Annotated in this window: 12 protein-coding genes; 7 read left to right on the top strand and 5 right to left on the bottom strand. The window is 46.5% G+C overall.

Annotated features, from left to right (window positions below; translation table 11 throughout):
- Positions 1–88: 88 nt before the first annotated feature.
- Together lptG and lptF are read right to left on the bottom strand one after the other, a co-directional pair.
- Positions 89–1,159 carry an LPS export ABC transporter permease LptG gene (gene lptG / locus A3K86_RS01455; RefSeq protein ID WP_068326592.1) on the bottom strand — a complete coding sequence of 357 codons (1,071 nt, stop codon included), beginning with the start codon at positions 1,157–1,159 and terminating at the stop codon, positions 89–91.
- Positions 1,152–2,258, bottom strand: coding sequence for an LPS export ABC transporter permease LptF (gene lptF, locus A3K86_RS01450; protein ID WP_068326589.1), 1,107 nt, complete (start codon positions 2,256–2,258; stop codon positions 1,152–1,154). The genes lptG and lptF overlap by 8 nt, the downstream gene beginning before the upstream one ends.
- Positions 2,259–2,454: 196 nt before the next feature.
- On the opposite strand from lptF, the gene pepA reads away from it, so the two are divergent.
- From pepA to A3K86_RS01430, 4 genes are all read left to right on the top strand, one after another.
- A complete protein-coding gene (pepA, locus tag A3K86_RS01445) occupies positions 2,455–3,963 on the top strand; it encodes a leucyl aminopeptidase (RefSeq protein WP_068326585.1) in 1,509 nt (502 codons plus the stop codon).
- Positions 3,964–4,031: 68 nt separating this feature from the next.
- Positions 4,032–4,484: a DNA polymerase III subunit chi gene (locus tag A3K86_RS01440; RefSeq protein ID WP_068326582.1), complete on the top strand. Its 453-nt coding sequence runs from the start codon at positions 4,032–4,034 to the stop codon at positions 4,482–4,484.
- A gap of 29 nt (positions 4,485–4,513) precedes the next feature.
- A complete protein-coding gene (locus A3K86_RS01435) occupies positions 4,514–7,372 on the top strand; it encodes a valine--tRNA ligase (protein ID WP_068326579.1) in 2,859 nt (952 codons plus the stop codon).
- A gap of 172 nt (positions 7,373–7,544) precedes the next feature.
- A complete protein-coding gene (locus A3K86_RS01430; protein ID WP_068326576.1) occupies positions 7,545–7,946 on the top strand; it encodes a DUF2061 domain-containing protein in 402 nt (133 codons plus the stop codon).
- A 72-nt stretch (positions 7,947–8,018) separates the two neighbouring features.
- Here the strand turns inward: A3K86_RS01430 and A3K86_RS01425 are convergent, their stop codons facing one another.
- Both A3K86_RS01425 and A3K86_RS01420 read right to left on the bottom strand, forming a co-directional pair.
- Positions 8,019–9,128: a M48 family metallopeptidase gene (locus A3K86_RS01425; protein WP_232321888.1), complete on the bottom strand. Its 1,110-nt coding sequence runs from the start codon at positions 9,126–9,128 to the stop codon at positions 8,019–8,021.
- Positions 9,125–10,279 carry a YjgN family protein gene (locus A3K86_RS01420; RefSeq protein ID WP_068326573.1) on the bottom strand — a complete coding sequence of 385 codons (1,155 nt, stop codon included), beginning with the start codon at positions 10,277–10,279 and terminating at the stop codon, positions 9,125–9,127. The genes A3K86_RS01425 and A3K86_RS01420 overlap by 4 nt, the downstream gene beginning before the upstream one ends.
- Positions 10,280–10,562: 283 nt before the next feature.
- Here A3K86_RS01420 and A3K86_RS01415 point away from each other — a divergent pair, with 283 nt between their 5' ends.
- Positions 10,563–11,468 carry a bifunctional helix-turn-helix transcriptional regulator/GNAT family N-acetyltransferase gene (locus A3K86_RS01415; protein ID WP_068326570.1) on the top strand — a complete coding sequence of 302 codons (906 nt, stop codon included), beginning with the start codon at positions 10,563–10,565 and terminating at the stop codon, positions 11,466–11,468.
- 104 nt (positions 11,469–11,572) lie between these two features.
- On the opposite strand, the gene rraB is transcribed toward A3K86_RS01415, so the two are convergent.
- Entirely contained in the window at positions 11,573–11,974 is a 402-nt protein-coding gene (gene rraB, locus A3K86_RS01410) for a ribonuclease E inhibitor RraB (RefSeq protein ID WP_068326568.1), read from the bottom strand.
- Positions 11,975–12,515: 541 nt separating this feature from the next.
- Here rraB and A3K86_RS22580 point away from each other — a divergent pair.
- Entirely contained in the window at positions 12,516–12,743 is a 228-nt protein-coding gene (locus A3K86_RS22580) for a hypothetical protein (RefSeq protein ID WP_146145612.1), read from the top strand.
- Positions 12,744–12,905: 162 nt separating this feature from the next.
- On the top strand, positions 12,906–14,351 hold the full coding sequence (locus A3K86_RS01405; RefSeq protein ID WP_068326566.1) for a YfcC family protein: 1,446 nt from the start codon (positions 12,906–12,908) through the stop codon (positions 14,349–14,351).
- The last annotated feature ends 779 nt before the right edge of the window (positions 14,352–15,130 follow it).

Here is a 15,130-nt window from a genome sequence, read left to right as displayed (position 1 = left end):
ACGTCCACTTTCATGGCACTTACAGCCACAAAAAAGGAGCATCACTGCTCCTTTTTTATTAATTGTTCTTTTTGCTACACAATGAGTGCTAAAGCTTACGCCGTAGTAAATAGAGGGTGATCAGCAAGAACACCATACTTGGCCCTATCGCCCCCAACACTGGTGGTAAGTTATACACCAAGCTCATCGGCCCGAACACTTCGTTTGAAATGTAAAAAGCAAAACCAAAAATAACCCCAGAAAGCACACGTGCCCCCATGGTTACCGAGCGCAGCGGACCAAACACGAACGACAGTGCTAACAACATCATGACCGCAATGGTCACAGGTTGCAGGGCTTTACGCCAAAATGCCAACTGATAACGCGAGGCATCCTGTTTCGACTCTTTGAGGTAATTAACGTATTCATTCACCCCAGACAGCGCTAGCTCTTCGGGTTTTAACGTCACCACCGCTAATTTGTCGGGAGTCAGTACCGTCTTCCACATTTTCTCAGCAAACGTGGTATTGGTTTGTTGCTCGTTACTAAAGGTCGTTTCGGTCACGCCAGTTAAATTCCAGCCTTGCTCTGGCACATACTCGCCCGACTTCGCAAATACCGACTTGGTCAGCTTATCGTTTTGATCAAACTCCCAAATATTCACCCCTTGCAGACCTTTTTTCTCCTGCACTCGGGAAATATAAATGAAGTCGTTATCATCTTTGGCCCACACTCCGCTTTGCACGGAAAGCATGCTACCGCCAGAGGTCCAAATGGTACGCAGTTCACGCGCCATTTTCTGAGTATGTGGTGCGCCCCACTCACCCAGTGCCATGATCAACAGCATCAAAGGCACAGCGGTTTTCAATACCGATAAGCCGATATCCAGCTTAGAGAAACCAGCCGCTTGCATAACCACCAGCTCAGAGCTCGATGCCAACATCCCCAAACCAATCAAGGCACCCAGCAATACTGCCATTGGGAAAAAGAGCTCGATATCACGCGGAACACTGAGCAATACAAATGCCAGTGCTTTCCACAAATCGTAAGTGCCTTCACCCACTTTACGGAGCTGCTCAACGTATTTGATGATGGCTGATAACCCAACCAAGGTCGATAAAGTCAGCGCTGACGTTGCGATAATGGTACGACCGATATACCAGTCAAGGATCTTAAACATTACCGCGTCTCCGGAATTTATCTTTTAACTTACGCACAGGTAAGGTGTCCCATACATTCAATACAATCGCTATCACGAAGGCTAATACGTTCACACTCCATAAACCGATATAAGTTGGCAACGTTCCGTCTTCAAGCGCTGATTTCGCCGCACTCAAGCCAAGGAAATACGCCAAATAAATCATGATCGCCGGGAACAATTTAGCAAAACGCCCTTGGCGTGGGTTCACCGCCGATAATGGCACCACCAACATGGTTAAGATTGGAATACACAAGAACATAGAGACGCGCCATTGAAACTCGGCCGCCGCCCCTAAACTTGGTGATTGCAACAGAGCCAAAGTTGGCGTTGCTTCCCAATCACGATCTTTTTCGCGCACTTCACGCTGACCAATCAAAGCTTGGTAGTCTTCAAAATCGGTGATCGAATAATCGAGACGTGTTGGGATCCCTTCGTAGCGCGTGCCATCTTTCAGATCCAAGATCTGGCGTCCATCCGGTAGCTCACTGATGTAACCACGGTTAGAGAAAGTCACGCTTGGGCGTAAGGTATCGGTCGCGAAAGGTTGGGCTAGGAATACACGATGTAGTTTCTTACCGCTTTCGGTAATGTCATCGATAAACACCACGCCACGACCATCTGGCGGTTGCTGGAACTGACCTTTCACCAACAAATCCAAACCTGAGTCTGCCTCAGCTTGCTCCATCACTTGGGTTTCTTGCTCAGACGCCCACGGTGTTAGCCATAGCGAGTTAAAAGCAGCAAACGATCCCGACAGGAGTGCCAACAACAGTGCTGCTTGTAACAGCATCTTGTTCCCCATCCCGGTCGCATTCATCACCGTGATTTCACTTTCACCGTATAAACGGCCGAAAGTCAGCAAGATCCCGACAAACAGACTCAGAGGCAACATCATCATGGTCATGTATGGGAAATAGAGTCCCATTATGGTCAAGATCAGATCACTTGGTAGCGAGCCATCCGTAGCGGAGGCCAAAATACGAATAAATTTTTGACTGAGAAATATTAGAAAAAGCACAAAAAGAATAGAAAATTGGCTTTTTATTGTTTCACGCGTCAAATACCGAACAATAATCACGCTTTATATACCCATAGAAAACTTGTTTTTTTACTGGAATCACTATAGTTTCTCGGTAAACCTGTTATTTTTTTATCTTTCAGCTAAATGTTAGCCTGCACTATAGAGCCTATACTGTTACAGTGATCCAGCAAGTCAGTGCGGCATTATCTAACATTTAGCCCTAATTGTCTTTATATAGGATGTAGGAGTACGCATGGAGTTCAGTGTTAAAAGTGGCAGCCCCGAGAAACAGCGCAGTGCCTGTATTGTCGTGGGCGTATTTGAACCACGTCGCCTTTCTCCAATCGCCGAACAACTAGATAAGATTAGCGATGGCTACATTAGTTCCCTACTACGTCGTGGTGACCTAGAAGGTAAACCAGGCCAAATGCTACTGCTTCACCATGTACCTAACGTACTGTCTGAGCGTGTATTACTTGTCGGTTGTGGTAAAGAACGCGAGCTTGATGAACGCCAATACAAGCAAATCATCAAGAAAACCATTAGCACCCTGAACGAAACGGGTTCAATGGAAGCGGTATGTTTCTTAACAGAACTGCATGTAAAAGGCCGTGATACTTACTGGAAGGTTCGCCAAGCAGTAGAAACAACCAAAGACAGCCTTTACACCTTCGATCAATTCAAGAGCAGCAAGCCTGAAACGCGCCGTCCACTACGAAAATTGGTATTCAATGTACCAACCCGTCGTGAGCTTTCACTTGGCGAACGTGCGATTGCCCACGGTCTTGCTGTCGCTTCAGGCGTTAAGGCAGGTAAAGATCTTGGCAACATGCCACCAAACGTGGCAAACCCTGCATACCTTGCATCACAAGCGCGCCGCCTTGCAGATGATTTTGAAACCGTAAATACCAAGATCATTGGCGAGCAAGAAATGAAAGAGCTCGGCATGACCTCGTACCTAGCGGTTGGTCAAGGCTCGAAAAACGAAGCCATGATGTCGGTTATCGAATACAAAGGTAACCCAGATCCAGACGCGAAGCCGATTGTACTTGTTGGTAAAGGTCTGACGTTCGATTCAGGCGGTATCTCTATCAAGCCATCCGCACAGATGGACGAGATGAAGTACGACATGTGTGGTGCAGCAACCGTATTCGGTGCCATGAAGTCACTGGCGAAACTGAATCTGCCAATCAATGTGGTGGGTATTCTTGCTGGCTGTGAAAACATGCCAGGTGGTAACGCTTACCGTCCGGGTGACATCCTAACCACGATGTCTGGTCAAACGGTTGAAGTGCTTAACACCGATGCAGAAGGTCGTTTGGTATTGTGTGATGCGCTAACGTATGTTGAGCGTTTCGAACCTGAGTGTGTGGTTGACGTGGCAACGCTAACCGGTGCTTGTGTTGTTGCCCTAGGTAACCACATCAGCGGTCTGATTGCGAACCACAACCCACTGGCGCACGAGCTCATCAATGCGTCTGAGCAAGCGGGTGACCGTGCATGGCGTCTACCGATGACCGACGAGTACCAAGAGCAACTCGCAAGCCCGTTTGCAGACATGGCAAACCTTGGCTCGCCAGGTGCAGGTACGATTACCGCGGGTTGTTTCCTTTCTCGTTTCACCAAGAAATACAACTGGGCGCACCTGGATATCGCAGGTACAGCTTGGACAGGTGGTAAAGCGAAAGGCGCAACGGGTCGTCCGGTCCCACTACTAGTCCAATTCTTACTCAACCGAGCTGGCCTAGAGAACGTCGAATAAGACACACAATAAAGGGGGCCAAACGGCTCCCTTTTCATTTTGAGCATTCTCAAAACAGAGTAAAACCGATGACCCATGCTACCTTTTATATACTTGAAGACAGTCACCTTGCCGCCGATCCTGAGTATCAGCTGCACTTTGCCTGTCACCAAGCAGCGTGGTGTTATCAGCAAGGTCATAAAGTTTACATCTTGGCAGAAAGTAAAGCGCAAGCAGAACAAATCGATGAATACCTCTGGCAGCAAACGCCAGATAACTTTGTTCCGCATAATTTGATCGGCGAAGGCGGTCGCAGTGGCTCCCCAGTAGAAATTGGCTGGCAAACATTGCGCCATACCGGACGCCGCAGTGCACTGATTAATTTAAGCCCAGATGCACCAAATTTTGCCGTAACCTTCTCACAAGTGATAGACTTCGTGCCTTGCGACGAAAAACTCAAGCAGCTAGCCCGCGAACGTTATAAAGCTTATCGGCTAAATGGCATTCAATTGCAGACTACCGCTGCCCCTGAGACGCCCTAAATTCCCATATAGATCCTTCTAAGAGCGCTATGGAAAAGACATACAACCCACAATCAATTGAGCAGGCGCTATATCAGCGCTGGGAAGAGGCTGGTTACTTCAAGCCTCATGGTGACACATCTAAAGATGCTTACAGCATCATGATCCCACCGCCAAACGTCACGGGTAGCCTACACATGGGCCACGCGTTCCAGGATACCATCATGGATACCCTGATCCGTTGTGAGCGTATGAAAGGCAAAAACACCCTTTGGCAAGTCGGTACCGACCACGCAGGTATCGCAACCCAAATGGTTGTGGAGCGTAAGATCGCAGCCGAAGAAGGTAAAACCAAGCACGACTACGGTCGCGACGCTTTCATCGACAAGATCTGGGAATGGAAAGCGGAGTCTGGCGGTAACATTACCCAACAGCTTCGTCGCCTTGGCGCATCGGTAGACTGGGATCGTGAACGTTTCACGATGGATGACGGTCTATCTAATGCCGTACAAGAAGTATTCGTTCGCCTATACGAAGACGACCTTATCTACCGTGGTAAACGTCTAGTTAACTGGGATCCAAAACTACACACTGCGATCTCTGATCTAGAAGTTGAAAACAAAGATAAGAAAGGCCACATGTGGCACTTCCGCTACCCACTAGCGGACGGTGTGAAAACCGCAGAAGGCAAAGACTACATCGTTGTAGCAACCACACGTCCAGAAACCATGCTGGGTGATACGGGTGTTGCAGTGAACCCTGAAGATCCACGTTACAAAGATCTGATCGGTAAAGAAATTCTACTTCCTATCGTAGACCGTCGTATCCCAATCGTGGGCGATGAGCACGCTGATATGGAAAAAGGCACAGGTTGTGTGAAGATCACTCCTGCGCACGACTTCAATGACTACGAAGTAGGTAAGCGTCACAGCCTACCTATGATCAATATCCTGACTTTCAACGCAGACATCCGTGATGCCGCTGAAGTTTTCACTACTAACGGTGAACCAAGCACAGCATACGCGACCGATCTACCTGCGAAATACCACGGTATGGAACGCTTTGCGGCACGTAAAGCAATCGTGGCAGAGTTTGAAGAGCTAGGTCTACTTGAAGAAATTAAAGATCACGACTTAACCGTACCTTACGGTGACCGTGGTGGTGTTGTTATCGAGCCAATGCTGACTGACCAATGGTACGTACGTGCTGCGCCTCTAGCAGAAACGGCAACCAAAGCAGTTGAAGACGGTGAGATCCAATTCGTACCTAAGCAATACGAAAACATGTACTTCTCTTGGATGCGTGACATTCAAGACTGGTGTATCTCTCGTCAACTTTGGTGGGGTCACCGTATCCCAGCTTGGTACGATAACGAAGGTAAAGTATACGTTGGCCGCACTGAAGAAGAAGTTCGTGCAAACAACAACCTTGCACCTGTCGTTGTCCTACGCCAAGACGACGATGTACTGGATACTTGGTTCTCATCTGCATTGTGGACCTTCGGTACGCAAGGCTGGCCTGAGCAAACACCAGATCTGAAAACCTTCCACCCATCAGATGTGTTGGTAACAGGTTTTGACATCATCTTCTTCTGGGTTGCTCGCATGATCATGATGACCATGTACTTCTGTAAAGATGAAAACGGCAAACCACAAGTACCATTCAAAACCGTTTACGTAACGGGTCTGATCCGTGACGAAAACGGCGACAAGATGTCGAAGTCGAAAGGTAACGTTATCGACCCAATCGACATGATCGACGGTATTGGCCTAGAAGAGCTAGTTGAGAAGCGTTGTGGCAACATGATGCAACCAAAACTAGCGGCGAAGATCGAAAAACAAACGCGTAAAACGTTTGAGAACGGTATTGAAGCCTACGGTACTGACGCACTGCGCTTTACTCTAGCGGCAATGGCGTCGACTGGTCGTGATATCAACTGGGACATGAAGCGCCTAGAAGGTTACCGTAACTTCTGTAATAAGCTATGGAACGCAAGCCGTTACGTACTGATGAACACAGAAGAGCAAGATTGCGGCATGAACGGCGGTGAGATGGAATTCTCACTAGCAGACAAGTGGATCGAGTCTCAGTTTGAACTTGCAGCGAAAGAGTTCAACGCTCATATCGAGAACTACCGTCTTGATATGGCAGCAGGCACAATTTACGAGTTCATCTGGAACCAATTCTGTGACTGGTACCTAGAGCTAACTAAGCCTGTACTGTGGAAAGGTAGCGAAGCACAACAACGTGCAACTCGCCACACACTAATCACTGTACTAGAGAAAACGCTACGTCTAGCACACCCAGTACTGCCTTACATTACTGAAACTATCTGGCAGAGCGTGAAGCCGCTAGTTAACGGTGTTGAAGGTGATACTATCATGCTACAAGCACTGCCTCAGTTTGAAGAAGCAAACTTCAATGCTGACGCTGTTGCTGATATCGAGTGGGTGAAAGCCTTCATCACCAGCATCCGTAACCTACGTGCTGAATACGATATCGCGCCAAGCAAAGGTCTAGATGTAATGCTGAAAGTAGCGGATGAAAAAGACGCTGCTCGCCTAGAAGCAAACACGATTGTGCTTTCTTCTCTAGCAAAACTAGACAGCATTAAAGTATTGGCTGACGGCGAAGAAACACCTGCATGTGCAACTGCACTTGTGGGCAAATCTGAGCTAATGATCCCAATGGCTGGTCTAATCGACAAAGACGCAGAGCTTGCTCGTCTAGACAAAGAAGTTGCTAAGATCCAAGGTGAAATCAAACGCATCGAAGGTAAGCTAGGTAACGAAGGTTTCGTTGCAAAAGCACCTGAAGCGGTGATCGCTAAAGAACGTGAAAAGCTAACTGGCTACCAAGACACATTGGCTAAGCTAGAAGCACAAAAAGTAACGATTGCTGCGCTATAAGCGTACTCGTTACCCGTTCTAAAAACGCTATTAAGAGCTGCCCTCTAGGCAGCTCTTTTTTTATGCCCGTACAAAACCAATAGCTAATAGCTATCAAAACAATAAAAACAATCGAATTTAGTAATTAACTCTAGTGAGGAATAATAGCGCCATAACGACAGAGGACATCACCATGAAAAAGACCATCAGCTTCGCTGCTATCCACTTTACCATTGCATTCAGTGTTGCCTTCCTACTTACAGGCGACATCATTATTGGTAGCTTGATTGCGATGATCGAGCCAATGGTTAACACAGTGGCGTTTTACTTCCACGAGAAAGTTTGGCAAACCAACGCGTTGAAGCAATCGCGCTTTGCAGCCCCGGGCAACAAAACCGCCAGCTTTGCGGTCGTGCACTTTAGTGTTGCCTTCACTGTGGTGTACCTACTTACTGGTGATATCTTGATTGGCAGCATCATGGCGATGATTGAGCCCGCGTGTAATACCCTTGCCTACTACTTCCATGAGCGCGTGTGGCAACAAAAAGAACGCCAAAAAAGTCAGTTATTTGATCACATGATGTGCCCGCATTAAGCCAGGTAAATGAAATAACAATAAAAAAGGGAAATGCTTACGCATTTCCCTTTCAAGTTAATAATGAGAACCTCAAAACAGCTCATTGCGCTGCTGTAAACGCTCTATTCGCTCACTCAACGCAGGATGAGTGCTGAGCCATGTTGGAGCTCCGTCATCACTCAATTCGCCATCTTGCTTCGTCGCATGATGACTTGCGGCGATATTTTCAGCCAGTAAAGCGAACATCTCGATCATAGGGCGCGTACTTCCATACAAGGTCAGCATGTACTCTGCAGCATAATCATCGGCTTCCCGCTCGGCGTCACGCGAATAACCTTGAGATGCCAAGAACACTCCCACGCCAGTAAAAGTATCAATCAAGCCTGTACTTTCACCAGTAACCACAGCAATCGATGCCGATAGCAAAGCAGAGTGCACAACCGACTTCATCACATGCTGATGTTCAATATGACCAAGTTCATGCAGCAAAATGCTATCGAGTTGAGCGGGGGTTTGCGCAAGCACCACCAAACTATCGAACACAATCACCGAGCCATCGCTTAATGCAAGCGCATTCGGTCCTGCTTGCCAACGACGAAAGTGTAGTTGAGGCTCAACCGGTAATGGTGGCAATTGAGCTACCATCTTCACAAAACGCAGCTTGATCTCAGCTTGTTGTGCTAAGGGCAGCTGACTGGATTCAAGCAAATGATGGTCTAAAGTATCTAGCACCTGCTCGCCAACGATTTCCGCTACCTGTGGGGGTAATACCTGTACCACTCCCGCCGTTAACCACGGCATCCCATAACGGAAAAAAAGTACACCACAAAGAAATAAGGCGACAAAACTTACACCTATCAGCGGAAAATGGCGCTCCAATTTGTGAAGCCATGCCCCACGAGGATTGCGAAACGCTTGTTGCAATTGTGCGCTTTCATCGGCGATAAACTGCGAACCATCAGGAAAATCCAACTTAGCAGGTAAGCGGCCAAGCGGGGGACTTAGTGTTAAATCATCCACCCGCCACACCGTCCGACAATGCTCATTGGCGCGGCATCGGCTTGAACACATATCACTATCGCTATACGCTTGGTGCCCTAGGTCATATTCAAGCTGAATACGCTGCTCAGACAGCCGCAAAATTTCCGCGCGGTATTTCTCGCTACTGTGTGGGGGATGAAAGTAGCCCGAGATGATCATCCGATACCTAAATTCAGGTCAAAGGCTTGTGCAACTTCATCTGCGACAGCTGATGCAGGGTCAACGTCATCACCTTGAACTGTGAGTGCAGTCAAATCCCCTTTCACCGCAGTGACTGAGGCCACATAACGCGAGCTTCGCACCTTGACCCAAGGATGCGCAAAACCCAAAGTAACAATCAGTAGTAAAAAGTTAGTTAAGATCAACGCTAGCAAGCCTGTTGCTGTCATAGTTGAGCTCATACCATATTCAGTATCACCATTAATTTTAATTTGGCTGAACAAGTAGTTACGGATACGGGCTTGAATAAAGCCATTAACGGTCATCACCGTTAAGAACACCCCTAGGTAAGTAAACACCATCATAAAGCCAAGGCTTGCTCCCATTTGTGGTGAGATGCCAGCTGAGTTTGATTCTGCGATCATTTGAATCACGGCCACACCACCAAAGACCATGGCAATCGCCATCATCACCGCCATCATACCTGCACCAATCAAGCCACCAAGCAAGTAAGTCACAATGTATTTTTTCGTTTCTAATTGCGCGCTAAAGGCATGGTTACCAAAACGGTAGCCATTCACAAAATACGAGGCTGACTTCACCGAAACCCAAGAGAACAACACGAAGCCAAGCCCAATCGTTAAGAATCCCCCCACGACACCAACTATCATTGAGAAAGCACTCAAAAACGAAACCAAGATGAAACAACAAAAAAACAAGATGTAGCACAACAAAGGCCACATTAAGAAAACTGAATATGCCCCTTTTAGGGTGCCAACGAAATCGAAGTGCACATTACGAAAGCTGGTCATCCGAGCATCAAAGCACGCATTAGAGCGTACAAGCCACGGCATAATGGCAATAAAGCCGAATAGTAAGATCACAGAGAGAATTGGGAATAGGTTGTTACTCACACCCCATACCACCAAACAAATCATTGCAACAATGCGACCTTTCAAAATTTGGATTGGCTGACCGTGGTAATCGAAACGATCACCAGCCAATTCGGTATTACCATAAAAGTATTTTTTAGTACGCACCTTCGCCCAAGCTGAATAAATGCCAAGTGTCACGACACTAAGCAATAGATTCACGATCCAGATACCGAAAAACTCGCCACCGCGACCATGAAACTTAATTTGATTTTCCATTGTTATTTCCATGTTTGAACCCTAGCCAACACAGGCAGTCCTACACTGCCTGAAATTTGTATCATCACTGTATTATTTTGCTGTTATTTCATCTTAACCATATTCACACAGCGCAATAAAACAAAAAGCATATAAGCGGCAATATGGCGAAGTAAATTAATGCTCTAACCAACAAATGAGAGGCAGATCTCGGTGAGTAATCTATCAACAAGCTTGACTTGGTTGCGAGTCGCAATTAAATTTAGTTGCAATACGCAACAATCAACCATTCATTGAGGTCACTATGGATGCAAATCAACTCCGCCAGCTTTCACGTCAATTGGTTCGTCAGTTAGGCATGCTAGACAACCACTGTGGCCAGCTTGCCATTACCCCAGTACAAGCCCATGCCTTAATTGAGCTGTGGCAAGCGCCTTGTACCGTTAATCAAATGGCTGCCAAGTTACGGGTGGATAAATCCAATGCCAGCCGTGCTCTGGCTGTGTTGTTCAATAAAGGGATGGTGGAAAGCCGTGTAAACCCTGACGATAAACGCAGCCAACTATCAGCATTAACGGCACATGGTAAAGAGACGCTAGATGCGCTTAATAGCCAGCTCAATCACGATGTCAGCCAGTTTCTCGCGCAAATGGATGAGGATGAGATAAATCAACTCGAACGCAGCCTAAGCCGTTATAGCAAGTCTATTCACGCCGCAGAAAAACAGCACGGATACACCTTACGCTCACTCACTGCGCTTGATAATACCGCTATCGCGACCATCATTCGCAAAGTGTCAGCCGAATACGGCCTCACCGCCGATAAAGGGTATGGGGTAGCCGATCCAACATTAGATGACATGAGCCAAGTGTACGCAGCGGCGGATAGTGCTTATTGGGTGATTGAAAAAGATCAGCGCATCTTAGGTGGTGGCGGGGTGGCGCCGTTAGCTGGCGAAGAGAAGGTATGTGAGCTGCAAAAGATGTACTTCTTGCCGCAGTTGCGTGGTAAGGGGCTTGCCCGTGCGCTGGCAGTGAAAGCGCTCAAGTTTGCACGCGAGCAAGGGTACCGTGCCTGCTACCTCGAAACGACGGCAGAGCTGGGCGAAGCTATTGCCTTGTATGAATCCTTGGGGTTCGTGCGTATTAACCAAGCGCTAGGAAATACAGGTCACGATGCTTGTGAAGTGCGAATGCTGAAAACCTTCTAATGCAGACTGATTACACGGAGTAGTATCGAAGTGAAATTCTAGTCCTTTAGATACAAAAACGGCCTCGCATTGCGAGGCCGTTTTTTCAGAACATAACGAGGCAATTATTCTTCGCCGTCGAAATCTTCTTCGTCTTCATCTTCACCCGACTCGAAGTATGTACCCCAGCCGTCGTAATCGATGTTATGTTTTTCAGCTAGTTGGATCATTTTCTCCGCTTGCTCGTCGATTAACTCAACTTTCAGCGCAGACTCCATCACTGCATCGAAGCATACAACCTTACCGCCACCGTCTTCCGGTGCAAGTTCCAGCTCTTCTGCTTCCATCACTTCATAGCCCATTTTGAACGCTTCAACCGCTGCAGCTTCAAGTTCTTCAAAAGTATCAGCTGAGAAGTGGTGTTCAATGGTGTAAAGCGCATCTGGATCGCTACCGTCTTCTAAAATCGCGGTAATAATTTCGCGAGTTTCTTCCTTCTGCTCTTCGATCAGTTCTGCATAAGACATGGGATAACTCCAACTATGGAATAAATTTGCTGGCAAATATCGCACGGTTTCACGCGAATTACCATCCTGATAATGTTACGAGAAGGTAAAATTGACTTTAATCAAACTTTATGTCGATTTATCTATCAATGAAGTCGTTTACTTCCCACTTTATTGAGTGAATAAAGTTTCAGTTTATGCAAAATACCCATGAGTTATGAATGCGTAATTCCACTAAAAAAACGCATAAGCAAGCGAGGATGTTATCAGCAATCGGCATAAATTCTCGGCATTATGCGCGTTTCAGACTAAAAATTAACATCCTGCTGCATAATTACGTCCCCCTCAAATAAGCCGAAAAAACATATTCACCCATTAATTAACGGAAAATACCCTTATCCACACAATTTATGGGCTTTTCGCCCAATTTAGCGGGCAGAAAAAATGTGAAGAGCTGCAAAGTTACCTCGTTAGTAGCAGATTACAATCAGTGCGTCCAAAGAGATACGACTCGGTGGCAACGACCAACCGGGCACTATATAAAATAAAGAGAGATACGATCATGAGTAAGTTCACTATCGATACCGGAGGCGGCCACCTACGTCGGCGTAGTGCCCTTCGCCGAACACGAAAAGCACTCACTCCATCCACCCACTCTACCCATAGTGTACCGTTGCCTTTCGAGGTATTGGCGAGTGATGCGGAAATCTCGGCGTGTTTTACACCTGATATTATTTCGTCAGTCGCCAACCAGAATCACCATCTCGCAGCGACTTTACTGCCCAAGTAATCACTGTGTCATGGCGAGTGTGAACTTTCACACACCCAGAAATTTCCAATAACACGTTTTACTGAACAAGCATGTTCAGGGACCCTTTATACGTCAGCCTCACGGCACGGCGTGATGGATCACACCCGTTAACCACCACTTGATGGGTGCAAGGAGATAAAAATGACGACTCAAACGGTACAACAGGAAGAGAAAGGCGGCTTCTTTGCCAACTTCAAATTCCCTTCTGCTTACACCATTCTATTCGGCTTGATTGCTTTTGTTGCACTACTTACTTGGGTAGTACCAGCAGGTCAATACGACCGTGTAATGAATGAAGAACTAGGTAAAGAAGTACCAGTAACTGGTACATACAAAGCGGTAGAAAATAACCCACAAGGCGTGGTTGATGTTCTACTTGCTCCAATCGATGGTTTCTACGACCACAATACCTACGAAGCGGCGGCAATCGACGTTTCACTATTCATCTTGGTGATCGGTGGTTTCCTTGGTCTTGTGACTAAAACCGGTGCTATCGATGCGGGTATCGAACGTGTAACCGCACGCTTGCAAGGGCGAGAAGAGATGATGATACCGATCCTGATGGCATTGTTTGCTGCGGGCGGTACTATCTACGGTATGGCGGAAGAGTCACTACCATTCTACACCCTACTAGTTCCGGTAATGATGGCTGCACGCTTTGACCCAGTAGTCGCAGCTGCAACAGTTCTACTTGGTGCTGGTATCGGTACTCTAGGCTCAACTATTAACCCATTCGCAACTGTAATCGCAGCAAACGCAGCAGGCATTCCTTTCACTGACGGCATCATGCTTCGCGTAGCTATGCTAGCTGTAGGTTGGGTTATCTGTGTTGGCTACGTAATGCGTTATGCGAAAATGGTTCGCGCTGACAAAACCAAATCTATCGTTTACGACAAATACGAAGAGAACAAAGCACACTTCCTAGGTAACCAATCTGGTGAAATGCTTGAGTTCACTACAACACGTAAAGTGATCCTAGCTATCTTCGCTGCTTCATTCGGTATCATGATTTACGGTGTATCTGTTGCAGGTTGGTGGATGGCTGAAATTTCAGGCATGTTCCTAGCGTCAACAATCATCATCGGTCTGATTGCTCGCATGAGCGAAGAAGAATTTACTTCTAGCTTCATCGACGGTGCGCGTGACCTACTTGGTGTTGCACTAATCATCGGTATCGCACGTGGTATCGTGGTAATCATGGACCGCGGTATGATCACAGACACCATCCTAAACGCAGCTGAGCATGCGGTTACAGGTCTGTCTTCAATCGTGTTCATCAACGTAATGTACTGGTTAGAAATCTTACTATCTTTCCTAGTACCTTCATCTTCTGGTCTTGCTGTACTAACTATGCCAATCATGGCACCACTTGCTGACTTCGCAGGTGTTAGCCGTGACCTAGTGGTAACAGCTTACCAATCAGCTTCAGGTATTGTGAACCTGATGACGCCAACATCAGCAGTAGTAATGGGTGGTCTTGCAATCGCACGTGTACCATACGTTCGCTGGGTGAAATGGGTAGCACCACTACTAGGTATTTTGACCGTACTTATCATGGTGATGCTAAGTGTTGGCGCAGTAATGTAATCACACTTGCTTTATCTTCAAGCCACTTGTGGCACCCCTTAAAAACCGCCTTCGGGCGGTTTTTTCTTGTCTTTCCGCTTCGAACACTTCTTTTCTCTGACTTTCTCATACCATTGAAAGCGCTATGTTTGTCATCGTGCCTTTGGTTTAAGAACACGATGAAAGCAACCTGCTCTTATCCTCACCAACACAAAAGGGTCAGCCTGGTGTATCCATCGCAATGAGCTATCTATGCCGCGATGTCACCGCGACATCATTCACCCGCTCTTTGCTTCATCACCTCGCCTCATCTCACCTCGACAGAGCAACTTCGCAAGATCAGAGAGCTGCATCGACATACTGATGCGTTCCGCCAGCCATCAAAGATCAAGCAAGAGCAATCCCCCATGAATAAGACTCGAGAATAAAAGCAAGAAAATAAGAATAGGAAAAACAAATCTATTATTTCACTGCTAAAAACAGCTTTATCCTTGAAATAAGGAATAATGGCTAAACTCAATAAAAAATTAAAACCACCAATAAATCACCTTACAAATAACGGAGAGTTAATAAATATAAAAACCAATCACTACTTAATCTCATCGTTATATTAAAATCACAAACTTTATATCATTAAATTGCCACCCAGCGGTTATTAACCAGTAATAAAAATGAAATATAAGACACAACAGAGATCACAAAAAACGCTGATAAAAATCCTGTCTAAAAATTACAAAAACAACCAACCTAAAATTTAAAAGAAAAAGTTTCGTTACTAACAGATTAACAAAGGCTTCTTT

This window comes from Photobacterium jeanii (genome assembly GCF_001650345.1).
Classification (GTDB): domain Bacteria; phylum Pseudomonadota; class Gammaproteobacteria; order Enterobacterales; family Vibrionaceae; genus Photobacterium; species Photobacterium jeanii.
This window is presented reverse-complemented; position numbering and strand designations above follow the sequence as displayed.

Excerpts from the sequence above, each read along its gene's own strand:
- lptG (WP_068326592.1), bottom strand. The coding sequence starts at position 1,159 with ATGTTTAAGATCCTTGACTGGTATATCGGTCGTACCATTATCGCAACG.
- pepA (WP_068326585.1), top strand. The coding sequence starts at position 2,455 with ATGGAGTTCAGTGTTAAAAGTGGCAGCCCCGAGAAACAGCGCAGTGCC.
- A3K86_RS01440 (WP_068326582.1), top strand. The coding sequence starts at position 4,032 with ATGACCCATGCTACCTTTTATATACTTGAAGACAGTCACCTTGCCGCC.
- A3K86_RS01435 (WP_068326579.1), top strand. The coding sequence starts at position 4,514 with ATGGAAAAGACATACAACCCACAATCAATTGAGCAGGCGCTATATCAG.
- A3K86_RS01430 (WP_068326576.1), top strand. The coding sequence starts at position 7,545 with ATGAAAAAGACCATCAGCTTCGCTGCTATCCACTTTACCATTGCATTC.
- A3K86_RS01425 (WP_232321888.1), bottom strand. The coding sequence starts at position 9,128 with ATGATCATCTCGGGCTACTTTCATCCCCCACACAGTAGCGAGAAATAC.
- A3K86_RS01420 (WP_068326573.1), bottom strand. The coding sequence starts at position 10,279 with ATGGAAAATCAAATTAAGTTTCATGGTCGCGGTGGCGAGTTTTTCGGT.
- A3K86_RS01415 (WP_068326570.1), top strand. The coding sequence starts at position 10,563 with ATGGATGCAAATCAACTCCGCCAGCTTTCACGTCAATTGGTTCGTCAG.
- rraB (WP_068326568.1), bottom strand. The coding sequence starts at position 11,974 with ATGTCTTATGCAGAACTGATCGAAGAGCAGAAGGAAGAAACTCGCGAA.
- A3K86_RS22580 (WP_146145612.1), top strand. The coding sequence starts at position 12,516 with ATGAGTAAGTTCACTATCGATACCGGAGGCGGCCACCTACGTCGGCGT.
- A3K86_RS01405 (WP_068326566.1), top strand. The coding sequence starts at position 12,906 with ATGACGACTCAAACGGTACAACAGGAAGAGAAAGGCGGCTTCTTTGCC.